This is a genomic window from Priestia veravalensis, assembly GCF_001457055.1.
Classification (GTDB): domain Bacteria; phylum Bacillota; class Bacilli; order Bacillales; family Bacillaceae_H; genus Priestia; species Priestia flexa.
Genome location: NZ_KQ758629.1, coordinates 80,344 through 99,604, shown reverse-complemented (window position 1 = coordinate 99,604; position 19,261 = coordinate 80,344). Strand labels below are relative to the sequence as shown.

At 38.5% G+C, this 19,261-nt stretch carries 20 protein-coding genes and 3 other annotated features; of the genes, 17 read left to right on the top strand and 3 right to left on the bottom strand.

The window, feature by feature from the left end:
* Nucleotides 1-6 precede the first annotated feature (6 nt).
* From AS180_RS23790 to AS180_RS03220, 11 genes are all read left to right on the top strand, one after another.
* Entirely contained in the window at nucleotides 7-240 is a 234-nt protein-coding gene (locus AS180_RS23790) for a hypothetical protein (protein ID WP_258954101.1), read from the top strand.
* 93 nt (nucleotides 241-333) lie between these two features.
* A complete protein-coding gene (gene allC / locus AS180_RS03265) occupies nucleotides 334-1,584 on the top strand; it encodes an allantoate deiminase (RefSeq protein WP_025911329.1) in 1,251 nt (416 codons plus the stop codon).
* A 12-nt stretch (nucleotides 1,585-1,596) separates the two neighbouring features.
* Nucleotides 1,597-2,838, top strand: a complete 1,242-nt coding sequence (locus tag AS180_RS03260; RefSeq protein ID WP_025911331.1) for a pyridoxal-phosphate-dependent aminotransferase family protein — start codon at nucleotides 1,597-1,599, stop codon at nucleotides 2,836-2,838.
* 28 nt (nucleotides 2,839-2,866) lie between these two features.
* Complete coding sequence (locus tag AS180_RS03255; RefSeq protein WP_025911333.1) at nucleotides 2,867-4,480, top strand: gamma-glutamyltransferase family protein; 1,614 nt, start codon at nucleotides 2,867-2,869, stop codon at nucleotides 4,478-4,480.
* A gap of 33 nt (nucleotides 4,481-4,513) precedes the next feature.
* On the top strand, nucleotides 4,514-5,092 hold the full coding sequence (locus AS180_RS03250; protein WP_025911334.1) for a chromate transporter: 579 nt from the start codon (nucleotides 4,514-4,516) through the stop codon (nucleotides 5,090-5,092).
* Nucleotides 5,089-5,619: a chromate transporter gene (locus AS180_RS03245; RefSeq protein ID WP_025911336.1), complete on the top strand. Its 531-nt coding sequence runs from the start codon at nucleotides 5,089-5,091 to the stop codon at nucleotides 5,617-5,619. Before AS180_RS03250 ends, AS180_RS03245 begins: the two co-directional genes overlap by 4 nt.
* A 265-nt stretch (nucleotides 5,620-5,884) precedes the next feature.
* Nucleotides 5,885-6,089: a binding site (T-box leader), on the top strand.
* A gap of 69 nt (nucleotides 6,090-6,158) precedes the next feature.
* Nucleotides 6,159-6,363 (top strand) — a binding site (T-box leader).
* Between the two features lie 91 nt (nucleotides 6,364-6,454).
* Entirely contained in the window at nucleotides 6,455-7,528 is a 1,074-nt protein-coding gene (locus tag AS180_RS03240; RefSeq protein WP_062686368.1) for a bifunctional 3-deoxy-7-phosphoheptulonate synthase/chorismate mutase, read from the top strand.
* Between the two features lie 6 nt (nucleotides 7,529-7,534).
* Nucleotides 7,535-7,739 (top strand) — a binding site (T-box leader).
* Nucleotides 7,740-7,807: 68 nt separating this feature from the next.
* Nucleotides 7,808-8,974: a chorismate synthase gene (gene aroC / locus AS180_RS03235; RefSeq protein WP_025911340.1), complete on the top strand. Its 1,167-nt coding sequence runs from the start codon at nucleotides 7,808-7,810 to the stop codon at nucleotides 8,972-8,974.
* A 20-nt stretch (nucleotides 8,975-8,994) separates the two neighbouring features.
* The gene (locus AS180_RS03230; protein ID WP_025911342.1) at nucleotides 8,995-9,852 is read left to right on the top strand and encodes a prephenate dehydrogenase; all 858 of its coding nucleotides are present in this window, start codon (nucleotides 8,995-8,997) and stop codon (nucleotides 9,850-9,852) included.
* 22 nt (nucleotides 9,853-9,874) lie between these two features.
* Nucleotides 9,875-11,152: a 3-phosphoshikimate 1-carboxyvinyltransferase gene (aroA, locus tag AS180_RS03225; protein WP_025911344.1), complete on the top strand. Its 1,278-nt coding sequence runs from the start codon at nucleotides 9,875-9,877 to the stop codon at nucleotides 11,150-11,152.
* A 118-nt stretch (nucleotides 11,153-11,270) separates the two neighbouring features.
* Nucleotides 11,271-11,507, top strand: coding sequence for a hypothetical protein (locus AS180_RS03220; protein ID WP_035321301.1), 237 nt, complete (start codon nucleotides 11,271-11,273; stop codon nucleotides 11,505-11,507).
* A 12-nt stretch (nucleotides 11,508-11,519) separates the two neighbouring features.
* Here AS180_RS03220 and AS180_RS03215 read toward each other — a convergent pair whose 3' ends face one another.
* Together AS180_RS03215 and AS180_RS22155 are read right to left on the bottom strand one after the other, a co-directional pair.
* The gene (locus AS180_RS03215; RefSeq protein ID WP_175384184.1) at nucleotides 11,520-13,028 is read right to left on the bottom strand and encodes an FAD-dependent oxidoreductase; all 1,509 of its coding nucleotides are present in this window, start codon (nucleotides 13,026-13,028) and stop codon (nucleotides 11,520-11,522) included.
* 196 nt (nucleotides 13,029-13,224) lie between these two features.
* Nucleotides 13,225-13,383: a hypothetical protein gene (locus AS180_RS22155; RefSeq protein ID WP_156413430.1), complete on the bottom strand. Its 159-nt coding sequence runs from the start codon at nucleotides 13,381-13,383 to the stop codon at nucleotides 13,225-13,227.
* 387 nt (nucleotides 13,384-13,770) lie between these two features.
* Between AS180_RS22155 and AS180_RS03210 the strand changes: the two genes are divergently transcribed.
* Nucleotides 13,771-14,763 carry an extracellular catalytic domain type 1 short-chain-length polyhydroxyalkanoate depolymerase gene (locus tag AS180_RS03210; protein WP_025911346.1) on the top strand — a complete coding sequence of 331 codons (993 nt, stop codon included), beginning with the start codon at nucleotides 13,771-13,773 and terminating at the stop codon, nucleotides 14,761-14,763.
* A 165-nt stretch (nucleotides 14,764-14,928) separates the two neighbouring features.
* On the opposite strand, the gene AS180_RS21490 is transcribed toward AS180_RS03210, so the two are convergent.
* Entirely contained in the window at nucleotides 14,929-15,033 is a 105-nt protein-coding gene (locus AS180_RS21490; RefSeq protein WP_076512409.1) for a YjcZ family sporulation protein, read from the bottom strand.
* A 282-nt stretch (nucleotides 15,034-15,315) separates the two neighbouring features.
* On the opposite strand from AS180_RS21490, the gene AS180_RS03205 reads away from it, so the two are divergent.
* The 5 genes from AS180_RS03205 (at nucleotide 15,316) to AS180_RS03185 (ending at nucleotide 19,149) form a co-directional block, all read left to right on the top strand.
* A complete protein-coding gene (locus tag AS180_RS03205) occupies nucleotides 15,316-15,732 on the top strand; it encodes a CBS domain-containing protein (RefSeq protein ID WP_025911347.1) in 417 nt (138 codons plus the stop codon).
* Nucleotides 15,733-15,887: 155 nt separating this feature from the next.
* A complete protein-coding gene (locus AS180_RS03200; RefSeq protein WP_025911349.1) occupies nucleotides 15,888-16,229 on the top strand; it encodes a hypothetical protein in 342 nt (113 codons plus the stop codon).
* 144 nt (nucleotides 16,230-16,373) lie between these two features.
* Complete coding sequence (locus AS180_RS03195; protein WP_025911351.1) at nucleotides 16,374-16,688, top strand: PadR family transcriptional regulator; 315 nt, start codon at nucleotides 16,374-16,376, stop codon at nucleotides 16,686-16,688.
* Nucleotides 16,685-17,869, top strand: a complete 1,185-nt coding sequence (chrA, locus tag AS180_RS03190; protein ID WP_025911353.1) for a chromate efflux transporter — start codon at nucleotides 16,685-16,687, stop codon at nucleotides 17,867-17,869. Before AS180_RS03195 ends, chrA begins: the two co-directional genes overlap by 4 nt.
* A 329-nt stretch (nucleotides 17,870-18,198) precedes the next feature.
* Nucleotides 18,199-19,149 (top strand): sporulation protein, encoded by a 951-nt coding sequence (locus tag AS180_RS03185; RefSeq protein WP_025911355.1) that lies wholly within the window; start codon nucleotides 18,199-18,201, stop codon nucleotides 19,147-19,149.
* Nucleotides 19,150-19,261 lie beyond the last annotated feature (112 nt).

Here is a 19,261-nt window from a genome sequence, read left to right as displayed (position 1 = left end):
GTATTTATGTTTACTTTTGCACTAATAGCATGCTTTATTGGAACGCCTGAATTAGCAATTGTATATGTCCCAGTGATTATGCCACTTATGCTTTCGTTGGGGTATGACGGGGTTACAGCTGCAGCGATTTCTGGAGTAGGATGGAACCGCTGGGTAAAGTTTATTCTTCCTCTTTTCCTGCTGTCGATGACCGCGGGGGCTATACTGTTAGTCGTGGCAAACCTAATCGGTTGGTCTTAGTTATATTATCCAAAAAAACACCTTTTTTTTGGAGGATTTGTCAATGAAAACAACTTTTAGATTTCGTAAAATGAAAAGAAAGAGGTGGAAAAGATGGTTGCTGAAATGAAGGGGAAATCGAAGCTCTGCTTACAGGTTGAAAAAGACCTTCAGTGGCTTTCTCAATTTGGAGCGGATACTAGAAAAGGTGTTACACGTTTACTATATTCAACAGAATGGTACGCTGCTCAAGAAGCATTAAAAGAGAAGATGACAGAAAATCAACTAACTGCTTACTATGATGATGTGGGGAATCTTTATGGAAGACTTGAGGGGATAGAACAGAATCAAAAAACCATTCTAGTCGGATCACATGTGGATACAGTTGTGTATGGAGGCAAATATGACGGAGCGTTTGGAATTATCGCAGGTCTTATAGCAGTAGAGCACTTACGAAAAACGTACGGAATGCCAAAGCGGTCGATTGAAGTAGTGTCTCTCTGTGAGGAAGAAGGAAGTCGATTTCCTTTAACTTATTGGGGGTCTGGTCACATTGTTGGATTATACAGCTATGAAAATATGAGTCAAGAAATAAAAGATCGAGAAAATATTACGTTAAAGAAAGCAATGGAACAATACCAATTTGGAAAAGGTCACTATAAAAAGCCGTTTAGACAAGATATTTCACATTTTATTGAGCTACATATTGAGCAAGGTGAGCAGCTTGAAAAAAAACAGCTTGATATCGGAATTGTATCAAGTATTGCAGGACAAAAAAGGTTTACAGTAACCGTGCAAGGAGAGAGCAATCATGCTGGAACAACACCGATGACTCACCGTAAAGACGCTTTAGCAGCAAGCTGTCGTTTCATTACGTCTCTCTTGGATATGAGCAAAAAATACGAAGAGAAGCTGTATATGACGGTAGGAAAGTTAGATGTTTCACCTAACGTACCAAATGTTATACCTGGAAAAGTCAGCTTTAGTATTGATATAAGACACGGTGAAGATGGTGTCTTGGATAAAGTTGAACATGAGATAAAAGTGATGCTACGAGAAATTGCTATAAATGCAGGTGTAACAACAGAAATTAATCGGTGGATGAATGAAAAACCAGTACAAATGGATAAAAATTTATCTGAAATTTCTAAAAATATTTCCGAGGAAAAGAACATTTCATATATGAGCATGGTGAGCGGGGCTGGTCACGATTCACAGGTGTTTGGACCAAAATTACCTACTTGCTTACTGTTTGTACCAAGTAAAAATGGAATTAGTCACTCACCTAAAGAATACACAAGCGCTGAGCAGCTTGAGAAAGGAATTCAGGTATTAATTGAGTTACTTTACAAATTAGCCTATTAGGAGGATGTTAAGATGATAAATAAAAAAATACTAAATGCTCCACCGAGAACAATCATGACACCTGGACCTGTAGAAGCAGACCCTAGGGTGCTAAGGGTGCTTGGAACGCCAATCCTTGGTCAGTTCGACCCTGCATTTACAACGATTATGAATGAAACGATGGAGATGCTAAGAGAATTGTTTCAAACCAAAAATAAATGGGCATTCCCAATCGATGGAACTTCAAGAGCTGGGCTTGAAGCAGTGTTAGCAAGCATTATTGAACCAGGAGATACGGTATTTGTACCTATATTTGGACGGTTTGGTCACCTGTTAACAGAGATTTCTGAGCGATACGGAGCAGTTGTCCACAATATTGAATGTGAATGGGGAAGCGTGTTTGAACCAGAACAAGTTATTCGTGAGATCAAGAGAACCAATCCGAAAATAGTAGCTATGGTTCATGGTGAAACATCTACAGGTAGAGTTCAGTCCTTAAAAGAAATAGGGAAAGCTTGCCGAGAAAACGATGCTTTATTTATTGTTGATGCCGTCGCAACAATTGGGGGTATAGATGTTAAAGTGGATGATTGGTATATTGATGCACTTATTGCTGGAACACAAAAGTGTATATCTGTACCTTCAGGGATGGCACCGATTACTTATAATGAACGAGTGGAGCATCATATTACTCAACGAAAAAAAGTGGAGAAAGGAATTGCTACAGAAGCAGATAACAATGTTCGAACACGACCGAATATTATTAGTAATTATTTTGATTTAAGTCAATTACAAGATTACTGGAGTGATCGTCGCCTTAATCATCATACGGAAGCAACATCAATGTTATATGCTCTTCATGAAGGAGTTCGGATCTTACTTGAAGAAGGTTTAGATATACGGTTTGCTCGTCATAAATTACATGAAAAAGCACTTGTTGCAGGTATTAAAGCAATGGGGTTATCGTTATTTGGCAATGAGGCTTCAAAGTTAACAACCGTGACGTGCGTTATTATTCCAAGCGGCATTAATGGAGAAGACGTTCGCAGTACGCTACTTGATCAATTTGGAATTGAAATAGCAAGCTCGTTTGGTCCGCTTCACGGTAAGATTTGGAGAATTGGTACGATGGGATATAGCTGTCGACAGGATAACGTTTTATATACGCTGGCCGGGCTTGAGGCAACCTTGTTAAGAAAAGGAACTTTAATAAATGCAGGGAAAGCCTTACAAGCTGCTTTAGATGTTTATGATAGTGAATTGGTTCATGTGTAGAAATAGATCATGTTGGGGAGTGGGAGAAATGAATGAATTTTTTTTAACGCATCCATACGGTTCGCAAAGAATGTGTACATTTGGAAAAAATGGAATGGTTGCAACAAGTCAACCTTTAGCAGCGCAGGCAGGTTTAGATATGCTAAAAAAAGGAGGTAACGCAGTTGATGCGGCAATTGCAACAGCAGCGTGCTTAACAGTAGTCGAGCCGACGTCAAATGGCATTGGAGGAGATGCGTTTGCTCTTGTTTGGATAAATGATGAACTGCACGGCTTAAATGCTAGCGGACCTGCTCCTAAAAAGCTTTCAATAGAAGCTTTAAAAGAGAGAGGTATAACAGAAGAAATGCCCGAGTATGGCTTAACACCTGTAACAGTTCCTGGTGCACCTAGTGCCTGGGCTGCATTATCAAAACGATTTGGAAAGCTTCCTTTAACAGAAGTACTGCAACCTGCAATTACATATGCTCAAGAGGGGTTCCCTATCTCTCCGATTTTAGGTTACAATTGGAATGTTGCATACGAGAAGTTTAAAGGCGAATTAAAAGGGGAAGAGTTTGCTGGCTGGTTTGAAACATTTGGAATAAATGGAAAATCGCCAAAAATTGGTGAAGTGTGGTCATCAAGTGATCATGCAGATACGCTTATTGAGATTGCGGAAACAGAAGCTGAATCATTTTATCGAGGAAGAATTGCTGAAAAAATTGATGCGTTTTCTAAAGCTCATGGAGGCTTTATTCGAAAAGAAGATTTGGCAGCTTTTCAACCTGAATGGGTTAAGCCAATTTCGGTGTCTTATAGAGGCTATGATGTTTGGGAGATTCCGCCTAACGGTCAAGGCTTAATTGCTCTTTTAGCACTAAATACCTTAAAAGGTTATGAGTTTAAAACTAAAGATTCAGTGGATACGTACCATAAGCAAATTGAAGCGATGAAACTAGCTTTTGCAGATGGAAAGAAATTTATTACTGATTCTAAGCATATGAAGGTGGCTATAGAAGATCTGTTACACGATGAATATGCTGATGCACGTCGAGCTTTAATCGGTGACGATGCAAGGCTACCAGAAGCTGGTCAACCACTTCACAGTGGAACCGTTTATTTAGCAACGGCTGATGATGAAGGGAATATGGTTTCTTTTATTCAAAGCAACTATAAAGGCTTTGGATCAGGAGTAGTTGTTCCAGGAACAGGCATTGCTCTTCAAAACCGCGGACACAATTTTTCACTCGATGAGAGTCACGATAATCGACTAGAGCCAGGTAAAAGAACATATCATACTATTATCCCAGGCTTTTTAACAAAAGGTAATCAAGCGGTTGGACCATTTGGTGTAATGGGAGCGTTCATGCAGCCTCAAGGTCATGTTCAAGTCATTATGAATATGGTTGATTTTGATTTAAATCCTCAAGCGGCACTAGATGCACCAAGGTGGCAATGGATTAATGATAAAACAGTTCTTGTAGAAAAAGATATGCCAAGTTATATTGTGGAAGCGTTAGAGAGAAAAGGTCATGATGTTCAAGTGGCAACAAGTCGTCATTCGTTTGGTCGTGGACAAATTATTCGCAGAGATCCTCAAACAGGGGTATTGTTTGGAGGAACAGAGCCTCGAACAGATGGGGCTGTTCTAACGTATTAAGGAGAGATTACAACAAAGAAAGGAGCGTATAAAATGCAGCAATTACATATTTTTATCGCGTTTTTTCGCTCAGGTATGCTTGGTTACGGAGGTGGGCCGTCCGCTATACCACTTGTTAAAAAAGAGGTTGTTGATACATACAAGTGGATGGATAGCGATGAGTTTGGTGACGTATTAGCAATTGCTAATACGCTACCAGGTCCTATTGCAACAAAGCTAGCCGGATATATTGGGTATCGGGTTGGCGGAGTGATAGGGATGATTAACGCATTAATTGCGGCAGTAGCACCAACTGTCTTGCTTATGGTTCTCCTTTTGACAACCCTTACGCAGTTTAAAGACCAGGCATGGGTAATCGGAATGACTAAAGCTGTTGTACCTGTAGTTGGGGTTATGTTAGCTGTTATGACGTGGGATTTCTTGAAAAAATCTACTGGTGGATTAGGTTGGACAAAAGCTATTTTACTGGCATTTGTAAGTTTGGTACTGATGGAGTTTATTCATATTCATCCAGCAATTATTATTATTTTACTAATGGTTGCAGCGTGGATTCCCGTTAAAAGAAAGCAAAAAGAAAAAGAAGTTCAGGAACAAAAGAGGGAAACTGTATGATTTATTGGCAATTGTTTATGGCTTTTTTTGTATCAAATATTTTAGGTTATGGAGGGGGACCAGCCTCAATTCCATTAATTCAAAAAGAAGTAGTTGACCGCTACGGGTGGTTAACGGTTAATGAGTTTAGTGAAATGTTGGCAATTGGTAATGCGCTACCGGGTCCAATCGCAACAAAAATGGCAGGTTTTATTGGCTATCAAGAAGCAGGTATCCTGGGGGCGTTTGTTTCATTACTAGCTACAATTGCTCCTTCTGTCATACTTCTAGTTGTCTTATTACGGATCTTATATAAGTATAAAGATTCACCAAACGTGAAGAAAATGACAAACTTTATTCGCCCTGTTATTGCTGTTCTACTTGGAGTTATGGCTTATGATTTCTTTGCAAGCTCTTATGTGGATTCAGGGGTATGGCAGACGTTATTTTTAATTGTTACGAGCTTTGTACTGATGGAGAGATTACGTGTTCATCCAGCGATTGTTATTGTAGGTGCTCTTGCTTACGGTGCTATTTTTCTTGCTTAAAAAAGACCTCGAGTATGAGGCCTTTTTTTGTGTGAAAATAATAAAAACCAGTATTATTTATAAAAAAATGAAGTTAATTGAAAACGTTTTATATGCTTATAATTCAACGTTTTAAGGAAGTCTATGGGGAAAGTTTGTAAAAGATTATAAAAAAAAACCTAAAAAAGTATTGACGATTTAGGTAAAACCATTCATAATACAAATCAACATCACACAACATCATCTAAACGTTAAAACAAACGTTTAAACACACATACATAGTCAATATTGAGCGTTGATAGGAGCAATAGTAGAAAAGGTTTCCCTGTTTCAGAGAGCTGACGGTCGGTGCGAGTCAGAACACAAACCCTTCGAAGTACATTCCTTGAGCATCTTTTCTGAGTAGGAAAAGACGGCATAGCCGTTATCGTAATGAAGAGGCAAGCAAATGCTTGCAACTAGGGTGGTACCGCGATTAATTCGTCCCTACTGACCTTACCTTAAGGGTGAGATCAGTAGGGACTTTTTGTATTTACCGCCCTATAGAAAATTAAATAATTAAACAAGCGATGAAAAGAGCATAGTAGCAACGTGTTTCCCTGTTTCAGAGAGCTGACGGTCGGTGCGAGTCAGAACACAAACTAGTTGTGAATTACATTCTTGGAGCTTACTTTTGCATAGCAAAAGCGGCATAGCCGTTATCGTAATGAAGAGGCAAGCAAATGCTTGCAATTAGGGTGGTACCGCGATCAATTCGTCCCTACTGACACAATCAGTAGGGACTTTTTGTATATTCCGCACTCAGCGGACATGTAAGATACTATAAAAACATACAAAATCTAGGAGGGTCTTAACAATGACAAAAACTTTAGAGCAATTACGTGGACAAATCGATCAATTAAATTTAGAAATTTTAGAATTATTAAATAAACGTGGTGAGATTGCAAAAGAAATTGGTGAACTAAAAGGTACACAAGGTGTAAAATGTTTTGATCCAGTTCGTGAGCGTGAATCATTAAATCACATTTTAGCAAACCATAACGGACCATTTGAAGCATCAACAGTTCAACATATTTTTAAAGAAATTTTCAAGGCAAGCTTAGAGCTTCAAGAAGATGATCATAGAAAAGCGCTTCTTGTATCTCGTAAAAAGAAATCTGACGATACAGTAGTCGATGTAAACGGAACGAAAGTTGGAGATGGAAACTTACAGTTCGTTATGGGACCATGTGCAGTAGAAAGCTACGAGCAAGTAAAACAAGTTGGCTTAGCTCTAAAAGAACAAGGCATTACGCTAATGCGTGGAGGAGCATTTAAGCCTCGTACATCACCATATGATTTCCAAGGTTTAGGTGTAGAAGGTTTGCAAATCTTACGTAAAGTTGGAGATGAGTTAGGTCTTCAAATTATCAGTGAAATTGTTTCACCACAAGATATTGAAACAGCATTAGAGTACGTAGATGTAATTCAAATTGGTGCACGTAACATGCAAAACTTTGAATTATTAAAAGCAGCAGGTTCAGTTGATAAACCGATCCTACTAAAACGCGGCTTAGCTGCAACAATTGAAGAGTTCATTAACGCTGCTGAGTACATTATGTCTCGTGGAAATGGTAACATCATCCTTTGTGAGCGTGGTATCCGCACATACGAGCGTGCAACTCGTAACACATTAGATATCTCAGCAGTACCAATCTTAAAACAAGAAACGCATTTACCAGTTGTTGTAGATGTAACGCATTCAACTGGACGTAAAGACTTATTATTACCTTGTGCAAAAGCTGCAATTGCGATTGGTGCAGATGCAGTTATGGCTGAAGTTCATCCAGATCCAGCTGTGGCATTATCAGATTCAGCACAACAAATGAACATTCCTGAATTCCATGACTTCATGGCAGAATTAAAAGGTTCGGCAGTTAAGTTATCATAATTATATAGCGATGCAATGAGAGGACTCTAGTAGCAAGCATCTCCCTGTTATAGAGAGCTGATGGACGGTGTAAATCAGTACAAAGATGTGAGCAAAATACACTCCTTGAGCACTCTGTAAAGAGCGGTCGACTGATCGTTAAACAATGAAGGTGGTAAGTAAGAATAGCTTGCAACTAGGGTGGTATCGCGAGAATAAGCTCGTCCCTATCTTAAAAGAGGGGCGAGCTTATTTTATTAGGTGAAAAGATTGAATTTTACAAATTGGAGGATGGAAACGATGAGATATTTAACAGCAGGAGAGTCACATGGTCCACAATTAACAGCAATTGTTGAAGGGGTACCAGCGGGGCTTGAATTAACGGCAGAACATATTAATGAAGATTTAGCTAGAAGACAAAAAGGTCATGGTCGTGGTCGTCGCATGCAAATTGAAACAGACCGTGTACAAATTGTAGGTGGAGTAAGACATGGGGCTACTTTAGGTTCACCAGTGGCACTCGTAGTAGAAAACAAAGATTTTACACATTGGAGAAATATCATGGGAGCTGACCCTGTGGATGAAGATGCAGAAGTGAAGCGTCAAATTACAAAGCCAAGACCAGGTCATGCAGATTTAAACGGTGCAATTAAATACGGACATCGTGACATGAGAAACGTTTTAGAACGTTCATCTGCTCGTGAAACAACAGTTCGTGTTGCAACGGGAGCTGTTGCAAAGCAAATTTTAAAAGCTGTTGGTGTCAATATTGCATGTCATGTTCTAGAAATTGGCGGTGTCAAAGCAGAGCAGACATCATACCAATCCTTAGCGGAACTTCAAGAAAAAACGGAAGCATCTCCCGTGCGTTGCTTGGATGAAGAAGCTGGACAAAAGATGATGAAAGCAATTGATGAAGCCAAAGAAAACGGTGATAGCATTGGCGGTGTAGTAGAAGTAGTCGTAGAAGGGATGCCAACAGCGGTTGGAAGCTATGTACACTACGATCGCAAGCTAGATTCAAAGCTTGCAGCGGCGATTATGAGCATAAATGCTTTTAAGGGTGTAGAGATTGGTGTTGGATTCGAAGCAGCACGTAAGCCAGGAAGTGAAGTGCACGATGAAATTTTATGGAGTGAAGAGCAAGGTTACACGCGTAAAACAAACAATGCAGGCGGATTAGAAGGTGGTATGACTACTGGAATGCCAATCGTTGTGCGAGGCGTAATGAAGCCAATCCCAACGTTATATAAACCGCTTCAAAGCGTAGATATTGATACAAAAGAACCGTTTGCAGCTAGTATTGAACGCTCTGATAGCTGTGCAGTTCCAGCAGCAGCTGTTGTAGCTGAATCAGTTATTGCATGGGAATTAGCTTCGGCTATTATTGAACAATTTGGTTCAGACCGCATTGATTTGCTGCAACAAAACATTAATGAGCATCGAAAGCATGCAGCGCAATTTTAACATATAAAGGAGAATGAAAGGTGAAAAAACGTGTATTACTGATTGGTGTTGGTCTTATCGGAGGTTCACTGGCACTTTCTATTAAAAAAAATGAAAACGTGCATATTGTGGGAGCAGATATTAATATAGAAGAAATGCGTGTGGCAATGGCACACGCAGTCATTGACGAACAAGCAGATGATGTAAAAAAAGAAGCTGAAATGGCAGATTATATTATTTTAGCAACGCCGGTAGAAGAGACAGCTAATTGGATACACGTTCTTTCAAAGTGGACATTGCAACAAAATGTTGTTATAACAGATGTTGGAAGTACTAAAGTAGCAGTAATGGAAACGGCATTTTTGTTAAAAGAAAAAGGAGTAACGTTCATTGGCGGACACCCAATGGCTGGTTCTCACCAAAGTGGTGCAAGTAATGCACGAGCAGATCTATTTTATGAAGCTCGCTATATGTTAACCCCTTTTGAAGACGAAAATCCACAAAAGATAGATGCGCTTATGCATTTACTTGCGCCGACACAAGCTCACTTTGTCTTTATAGATGCGATTACACATGACCAAGTAACAGGGGTTATCAGTCATTTGCCTCATGTAATTGCCACCAGTCTTGTTCGTCAAGTGAAAGGATACTCAGCAAAGAATACGCTTATTACTGAGATGGCAGCGGGAGGCTTTCGAGACCTTACTCGGATCGCATCAAGTAGCCCGCATATGTGGAGAGATATTCTAAAACAAAATCGCTACACGCTGTTAGCACTTTTAGATGATTGGATGAAAGAAATGGAGCAAGTGAAGAACTTGCTCGAAAAGGGAGATAGTCATGAATTGTTTCATTACTTTTCAGATGCTAAACAATTCAGAGATTCCCTGCACGTATAAATTATTATAAAGGAGAATGAATATGACACTTCAAGGATTAAACGGGGTAATTCAAGTTCCAGGTGATAAATCGATTTCGCACAGATCGGTAATGTTTGGATCAATTGCAGAAGGAACAACAACCATCTCAGGATTCCTACCAGGTGATGATTGCCTTAGCACTATTTCTTGCTTTCGTAAATTAGGCGTAGAAATTGAAGTTGTGAATGAAGAAACAGTTATTGTAAAAGGTCGTGGCATTCAAGGGCTACAAGAGCCGACTGAAGTATTGGACGTTGGAAATTCAGGAACAACAATTCGTTTAATAATGGGGATTTTATCAAATACGGCACATCATCATACGCTGATAGGAGATGAGTCTATTGCAAAACGTCCCATGAAGCGAGTGACAGACCCTTTACGTAGCATGGGAATTCAATTAGATGGACGTGAAGAAGGCAACTTTACTCCTCTTTCTTTAAGAGGTGGAAATGTAAAAGGAATTACATATAAATCTCCGGTAGCTAGTGCGCAGGTAAAGTCAGCGATTTTATTAGCTGGGCTACAAGCCGAAGGCGTTACAACGGTTATTGAGCCAGAAAAGTCGCGAGATCATACTGAGCGAATGCTAGAAGCTTTTGGTGTTCAAGTGAAAGAAGAAGGATTATCTGTTTCAATTGAAGGTGGACAAACGTTAACGGGTACACATATTGAAGTGCCCGGAGATATTTCATCGGCTGCGTTTTTCTTAGTAGCAGGGTCTATTATTTCAAACAGTCAAATTGAATTAAAAAAGGTTGGTATGAACCCAACTCGCACAGGAATTTTAGATGTATTACTTAATATGGGTGCATCTATTGAAGAAAAGAATTTAAAGACAGATGTAGCAGAACCTTTTGCAGATTTAGTTGTAAAGTCAGCACCTTTAAAAGGCACTGAAGTAGGAGGCGATCTCATTCCTCGTTTAATTGATGAAATTCCAATTATCGCGCTGGCTGCAACTCAGGCTCAAGGAACGACAGTTATTAAAGATGCAGCTGAATTAAAAGTGAAAGAAACAAATCGAATTGACACAGTCGTTAATGAGCTAAATAAAATGGGTGCTAATATTGAAGCAACAGAAGATGGAATGATTATTCATGGAGGAACGCCGCTTCATGGTGCAAGCGTAAATAGTCATGGAGATCACCGTATTGGCATGATGCTAGCAGTTGCTTCTTGTATTGCAGAAGGTGAAACAATCATTAAAAACCGCGAAGCTGTATCGGTATCATACCCATCATTCTTTGCTCATCTAGATAAACTTAAAGGAAGTAAATAATCGATTAAAAACTAGGTGAAAAGATCGGTATTTCATATTTAACTTGAATATACCTAGGTTTTCTTTTAACTATCTTATATAATGGAAGAAAGTACGAAAGAGAATTTGGTGAATTACAATGTTTTTAATGTTTGTCTATATCGGAGGGATTTTATTCTTTCTAAAAGTTTTAAAGGATAGAGATTTTATTTGGCTATTGTTTTTGTTGCCATTTAGCTTTTTTGTTTTGTTTTATGAAACAAGCTATTTTAATCATATCCCAGTTTGGGGAAAGCTTGTTTTTTTTACCTCTTCCTTTTTAATGATGTACGCAATGATTTTAGTCTATAATCGATTCTTTCGAAAAGAAGCATAAAGAAAGCACACATTATTGTGTGCTTTCTTCGTCGTTTAGATTAATCGTTTTTAGCGGCGTTTTAGCTGGACCCTCTAAGACCGTACCATCATAAGAAAAGCGGGATCCATGACATGGACAGTCCCATGTGCTATCTCCAGCATTCCAGTTCACTTCACAGCCTAAATGTGTACAAGTAGTGTCAACACAATGGATTTTTCCACCTTCATCTTTGTAGGCTCCTGCTCGTTTACTGTTTACATAAATGATATTTCCTTCTCCTTTTTCTAGTTGTTCAACGGACTTTTTAGGCAAATCAAGCTTTCCACGAATAAAATGATCTGCAACATCTAAATTTTGACGTAAGAAGTAGCGGATACTTGGATCAGCATGAAAACGAGAAGGCTTATATACTTCTTCATACGGATTCTTCCGTTGCATAATAAGGTCTGTAATAAGCTGTGCGGCTACCGTTCCGTGCGTCATTCCCCATTTTTTAAATCCTGTTGCAATAAAGATGTTTTCTTTGCTTTCTTTCAATTTACCAATATAAGGGATCTTGTCAATGGTAATAAGATCTTGAGCTGACCATCGATAGGGATAGGAAAGAACGTTAAAGTTTTCTTCTGCAAATCGCTGTAACGATTGATAGTGGTATTCTGTATTGATTCCTTGTCCTACTTTATGACCTTCACCACCAATTAACACTACTTCCTCCCCATTTAAAGTAGCTGAGCGCAGCGAGTGTGTTGGTTGGTCTGCTCCTAAGTACATACCTCCCGGAAATTTTTGTTTTGTTTTTGCCGCTAATACGTAAGAGCGCTTGGCGTACATTCGAGTATAAAAAAACCCTGCTCCATCATAAAAAGGAAAATGTGTACAAATTGCAACATGCTGACAGGATATTCGGTGGCCATCCCTCGTAATGACAGTAGGGGATGTACCTTCTTCAATATCATTTGCTACGGTATTTTCAAAAATCACTCCGCCCTTTTCCAAAAACTGTTTGGCAAGGTGAGTTAAATATTGGAGAGGATGAAATTGAGCTTGATTTTTCATAATAGCTGCAGCGCGAATATCAAACTGAAACGGAAGCGATGTTTTAAAATCGCATGGAATGTTAAGTTTTTCATACGCACGAAATTCTTTATGTATCCGATGATCAAATTCTAGTGTAGCACCATACAAGTAAGCGTCTTGCGTTGAGAATTGGCAATCAATGTTTTCTTTTTCGATTAGATCTTTCATAAAGTGTAGAGCGTTATCATTTGCTTCATAATAAAGCTTTGCTTGCTCAACGCCAATATGTCCAATTAGTTCATCATAAATAACGTCATGCTGAGCAGTAATTTTGGCTGTTGTATGACCAGTTGTCCCATTTAAAATTTCATTAGCTTCTAGAAGTGCCACGTTTAGCCCTTCGTTCTGCAACAAATAAGCCGTTGTAATTCCAGTAATTCCACCACCAACTACTACCACATCTACTTTGCGATTTTCCTGTAATGTACTGCCTTTTGGGAGTTTAACTTCTTCTCTCCACATCGGCTGTGCCTTTTTGGGAATATCCAACACTATCTCCACCTTTTTCGTTGTATATGCATAATGTTTCCAAATAAGGTCGTGAATATGCCTATAAATCATTAAAGAGCTTAGCGTTGTCCTCTAAGCTCAGTCTATATCAAAGATTTTCGTTGCTTAAAATAGTGTTCATTATATAAAGTGCTAGCGTGTGTAGGGATTAAATCCGTACATTAATTTTGACTGTATCATCAACAGAACCCGTATCGATAATAATAATTTCATCAACTAGTTGATGAATGCTTAACAAACAGCAGTCTAATGCAGGCTTATTAGCGACAGCACGGATTGTAACCAATGGTGTAGCAGTCCCATCCATGGTTGTAGGAGGTTTGGTTAGTTTACTAAACTATAAGGGATAAAGTATCGTCACTTTAGCAGCAGGCTCGACAATTTCACTACAGTTATTTGGTTTACTTGGTGCAGCCGTATTGACTACTGGAGCCGGTGTTACGTTAACCATTGTTTGTTTATCATAATAAAAATGATATTTGTCAAAAAACGTTCATAGAATAGAAGTATATGAACATTAATGTGTTCAAGACTAGCTAACGGGGTATAGAATAAGTACACTGACGACGTTCTTATTCGTTTAATTATAACTGGGCAAACGATTTGTTTGTCCTTTTATCATCTTCTAGTGACAATTTTCACATATAGGTGTAAACAGAAAAATGAAAACGTTGACAAAAAGAGGTGGAATGTTATGACAGGCTCACTACCTTTTGTTATTATGGCTTTGTTACTTCTCTCTTTAGATCACGATCAGGAATTCTCAACACAATCTGGTGGTACGTTTAAAACATATACTTATCAAGGAAAGAAATTTAAAGTTTATTTGCCTAAAAATTATTATTTCTTGAAAACGTATCCTCTTATGGTTATGCTGCACGGTTGTACACAGAGCGCAGGCGATTTCGCAAAAGGAACAAACATGAACACACTTGCAGATGAAAAAGGATTTATCGTTATCTATCCTCAGCAATCAAGTAATGCAAATTTAAAGAAGTGCTGGAACTGGTTTGAGCCTCTTCATCAACTGAGAGGTTTGGGAGAGCCTGCTATTATTGCTGGGATGGTTAAAAAAGTAAAGCGTATGCACTTTATTCAACACGACAAAGTGTTTATTGCAGGGCTATCTGCTGGCGGAGCAATGAGCATCGTTATGGGCGTTACGTATCCTGAATTATTTTCTGGAATCGGCGTGGCGGCTGGACTTGAGTATCAGGCAGCATTAAATGTATTTAATGCGTACGCAGCAATGGCGAATCAAGGTCCTCCACCTGTGAGACAAGGTAGAGTTGCACATCAGGTAATGGGTAAGCGAGCTAAGCCGATGCCGGTGATTGTGTTTCATGGAAATGCGGACTCTACGGTAAATGTTTTAAATGCAGATCAAGTCGTAGAACAGTGGATTACTACGAATAATTTAGCGTTTGATGGAAAGGTTGAAGGGTGGATTGACCATAAGCCTAAAGTGGTTAGAGAAGAAAAAAGGCAGTTTGGAAGAGATTTTACCTATGCTCAATATGCAAGCCCCAAAGGAGAAATTTCAATCGATCAATACACTGTAAATGGTATGGGACACGCGTGGTCTGGCGGAAGCGCAGAAGGAAGCTATACGGATGAAAAAGGTCCTGATTCAAGTAGGATTATGTGGGAGTTTTTTATGAAAAACGGAAATGCTTTTCGTGTATAAACTAATAAATAAAAAGCTCAGTCCGGTTCATATACTGAGCTTTCTACTATGATATCAAGACATTTACTTATGATAAATAGCCTTGTATAGCAGGAATATTCAGGTGTGTAAAGAATATGTAATATAAAGGAAGAAGAGCTGACGAGTCAGCTCTCCACTTATTCATTAGTATCCCCAGCCACCATAGCAACTGCAACCTACGATAACTAAAAGAATGAATAGTACGACTAAAAATGCAAAACCACCATTGTAACCGCCATAAGAACCCATTCGTAACGCCTCCTTCCTTATATTACACTTTTATTGTACGCAAGACGCTTGAAAAGGTGACGATAATAGGCGGGAATACTAAATGTGCGAACTTATGTAATTTCTCGATTAGAGTGAATAAAATGTGTAATATAAGATTGATGATATGCTTGTTAGGGAATAGTAATGAAGAAAACGTGTAAACATGTATATACTAATTATAATTTGTTACTGTTCGAAATAAATAACAAGAAAAGTAAACAGATAAGAAGGACGTTTAGTGGGGAAAAAGGAGAGTAAAAAATGAATTTGGCATTTTTTTTGATTCCAAAACAAGAAGTAGTAACCCTTAATATTCAATCAACCTTAAGGCAGGCGCTTGAGAAGATGGAGCACCATCGCTATTCTACGGTACCTTTGGTAGATGATGAAGGTAAATACGTTGGTGTTTTAACTGAAGGGGACTTGCTTTGGAAGTTAAAAAGTCTAGGAGATTATCGCTTTCAAGATATGGAAAATATTAAGGTAACAGAGGTTGATCGTTATCAAGATTATCAACCAATTCCAATTTATGGAGAAATTGATGGGATTATTACAAAGGCAATCGAGCAAAATTTTGTACCTGTTGTTGATGATCAAGGAGTCTTTATCGGTATTATTCGTAGAAGAGAAATATTAGAGTTTTATTCAGATAATATAATTAAACGTATGATTAAGTGAAAAAAGCCTTTACATCCAAAACGATGTAAAGGCTTTTTTTTAGAAGAAATATAAAAAAAGGCGCAGTTACTTAATTGCAACAATGCACGTACTTATAGGATTGTACATAGTTTATTACTATAAATAAAATATTCTATGTTGAAAGGTGAATTTATATGACAGAAAAACATCGTAAAGAAGCAGAAAAAAAGTTTCATCAATCAAATCAATACTACTTTAAAGCAGAAGCTAAATGTAAGAAAAGAAGATGCAAACGCAAAGAAGAAGATTATGCCAAAGCGGAATGTCGTGTAGAAAAAGGGAACTGTAAAAAGAAGGAAGAGCGAGTAGAAAGAGAAAAAGGGCACTGCAAAAAGAAGGAAGAACGTGCAGAAAGACATCGCCTTCGTGATGAGCGTAGAGCGGAAAGACAGGATCGAAAAGAAAAAAAACAGCATGATGAAAAAAGTACGCATCATAAGAAAAAGGGAGATAACTGGAATCGCCTACTATATTAAGAGTGTAAAACCTTACATCGGGTAAGGTTTTTTTATTTTAATAAAAAAATAAAGTTTACAAACACTTAACATTATGATTAACTTTATCATGTTATGATATCAATATCCGATATCAAAATATGATATTGGATAAGGGGGATCCTTATGTTACGCGAATTCTTTCTGGGAAGTATTAAAATCCACATTTTGTACCATGCCAGCGTCGAGCCAATTTACGGGTCGTATATGATTGAAGAACTTCATTCACATGGTTACGATATTAGCCCTGGAACCATTTATCCTACGCTTCATCATTTGGAGAAAGATGGGCTTTTAATAAAAGAAGAGCGAATTGTAAAAGGGAAAATTCGCAAGTATTATACGATTACTGAAAAAGGGCAAGAGGTGCTTCAAGGTGCAAAAGAGCAAATTCGTGAATTAGCTAGAGAAGTATTAAAAGAAGGAGAGGATACAACATGAATCAATCAGTGTTTCGAAGGTGGATTGAAATTTTACTGATTTCAACTAAGCTTGGGTTAACCTCTTTTGGTGGGCCTATTGCACATTTAGGATATTTCAGAGAAGAATATGTAAAAAAGAGAAAGTGGCTTGATGAAAAAAGTTATGCGGATTTGATTGCATTGTGTCAATTTTTACCGGGACCAGCTAGCAGTCAAGTGGGAATTTCGATTGGGATGCTGCGCGGTGGGATTTTTGGAGGCGTGTTGTCATGGATAGGTTTTACAATGCCTTCAGTTATTGTGCTTATCGTGTTTGCATATTTAGTGCAAGGATTTGACGCATCAAGTGCAGGCTGGATTAATGGTCTGAAAATTGTTGCTGTTGCAGTAGTTGCCCAAGCGGTTCTTGGCATGGGAAAAAACTTAGCGCCAGATCGACCTCGTATTGCGATGGCTATACTCGCAGCGCTAATTACTTTGTTTTTTCCAAGCGTTATTGGACAAATTGGTACTATTATAGCTGCTGGCATAATAGGATATGTTCTATATAAAGAAATGAAAATGGATGATGTGCAGGACATGCCTATTACAATCAGCCGAAAAGTTGGCGTGCTGGCATGGATTGTATTTATCGCATTATTAGTAGGATTACCACTTTTACGTACCGCAATTCCTACTGTTTGGATGAGCATAATTGATATTTACTATCGAGTTGGTTCGATTGTCTTTGGAGGAGGCCACGTTGTTCTTCCAATGCTAGAACGTGAAGTAGTACCAATTAACATGGTGACAGAGTCTGAATTTCTAGCCGGATACGGTGCAACTCAAGCAGTTCCAGGGCCTTTATTTACGTTTGCGAGCTACCTTGGAACAGTAACCGCTGGTTGGTCCGGTGCCTTAGTTGCAACTGTTGCAATGTTTCTACCGTCATTCTTGCTTGTTCTTGGAACCTTACCATTTTGGAATGTTCTTCGTAGAAAACCAAGCGTACGAGCAGCTTTAATGGGCGTAAATGCAGCTGTTGTAGGAATTTTGCTTGCAGCATTATATGATCCAGTTTTTACTAGTGCAATCAAAACAACACCAGACTTTGCATTAGTGCTTGTGGCATTTGGCTTATTAATGTACTGGAAAGTAGCTCCCTGGATTGTTGTACTTGCAACTGCTCTAGGTGGTTATCTACTATCGGTTTTTTTCTAATACCAATGACTATTCACTTCTAACTGGGCGAACGCATAGTATAGATAACTATGCGTTATCACTGAAGAGGAAAAATCCATGGAGTGGATTGAAGAGCTATTACGTGATAAAGAAATTGCGGCTTAGTTAATTAAAACAGTCGGTGTTAGCATTATTGTGATAGGCTATATTTGTTTATTTGTCGGCGAAGCGAGCTGAACATTTTACAAAAGATGAAAGAATTAAGGGTGCGATAAAAGTTCTCGGAGTGAGAACTTTTTTTTGAAACTTATATAAAAAGCGTTCGTATGTAGTAATACAAGTGTAAGTAATTTAAAAGGAGGATTATCATGTTAAAGAAAATATTTGCAAAGATGGGTGTAGGCGCTGCAAAAGTCGACCTCACTTTGAAAGAAAATACATATAAGCTAGGTGAGCATGTGGAAGGAAAAATCAAAGTCCAAGGTGGCAAAATTGAGCAGCACATTAATTTTATAAATGTAGAACTATGGCTGGAGGTGCGTGGACGTAACGGTCAGTTTCATACACATAAAGTAGCGAGCATCCCAATCGTTTCTTCTTTCCTTATTAGAGAAGGAGAAGAGAAAGAATGGGGTTTTAAATATGATTTACCAATGGATATTCCTATTTCAGCAAGCAATTGTAGCTATTTCTTTCAAACACATTTAGATATTGAAGGAGGAGCAGATGCCAAAGATCGAGATGACATCCGTATTAAAGCTCCTGAGGCACTTTATCAATTTGTAGAAGCACTTGAAAGTTTAGGGTTTAGAGAGAAACAGCATTCTGGCCAATTTAACGGTTATAAACAAGAGTTTGAGTTTTTCCCAACCTCTCAATTTCAACGCCGTATTCGAGAGCTAGAATTTGAGGTAGCTGTAGAAGATAAAGGTCTTCGTATTTTGCTTGAACTGGATTTACCAAGCTTTGGTCGAGAGCGTGAAATAAAGCGAGAAATCTCTTTTTCAACTGAAGAACTCAGTAATAATAAGAAGCTTCAGCAATCACTTCATCAAATTATTGAAGAAATGATTGACAATCCAGCTAGCTATGAACACTTTCAGCCTTCTCATTACCAAAGAGGCGAGTATAAAAGAGGTATGAGCGGTCTTGGAGGCGCTATGGGAGGGTTTGCAGCAGGTATGATAGGTGGTATGCTTTTAGGAGAAGTGATGGATGACATGTTTGAAGATGTGGCATTTGATGACATACAAGAAGACTTAGAAGGAGCCGATGATCTCTTTGATGGTGACTTTTTTAGCGGAGACGATGAGTGGTAATAAGAAACAAAGGAGACTGAGACATAAGTAGTTCAGCCTCTACTATACCTGAACGATTGAGAGTTCATAACTTTTAATCGTTCAGGTTTTTTGGTTGATTGTGAAAACAATG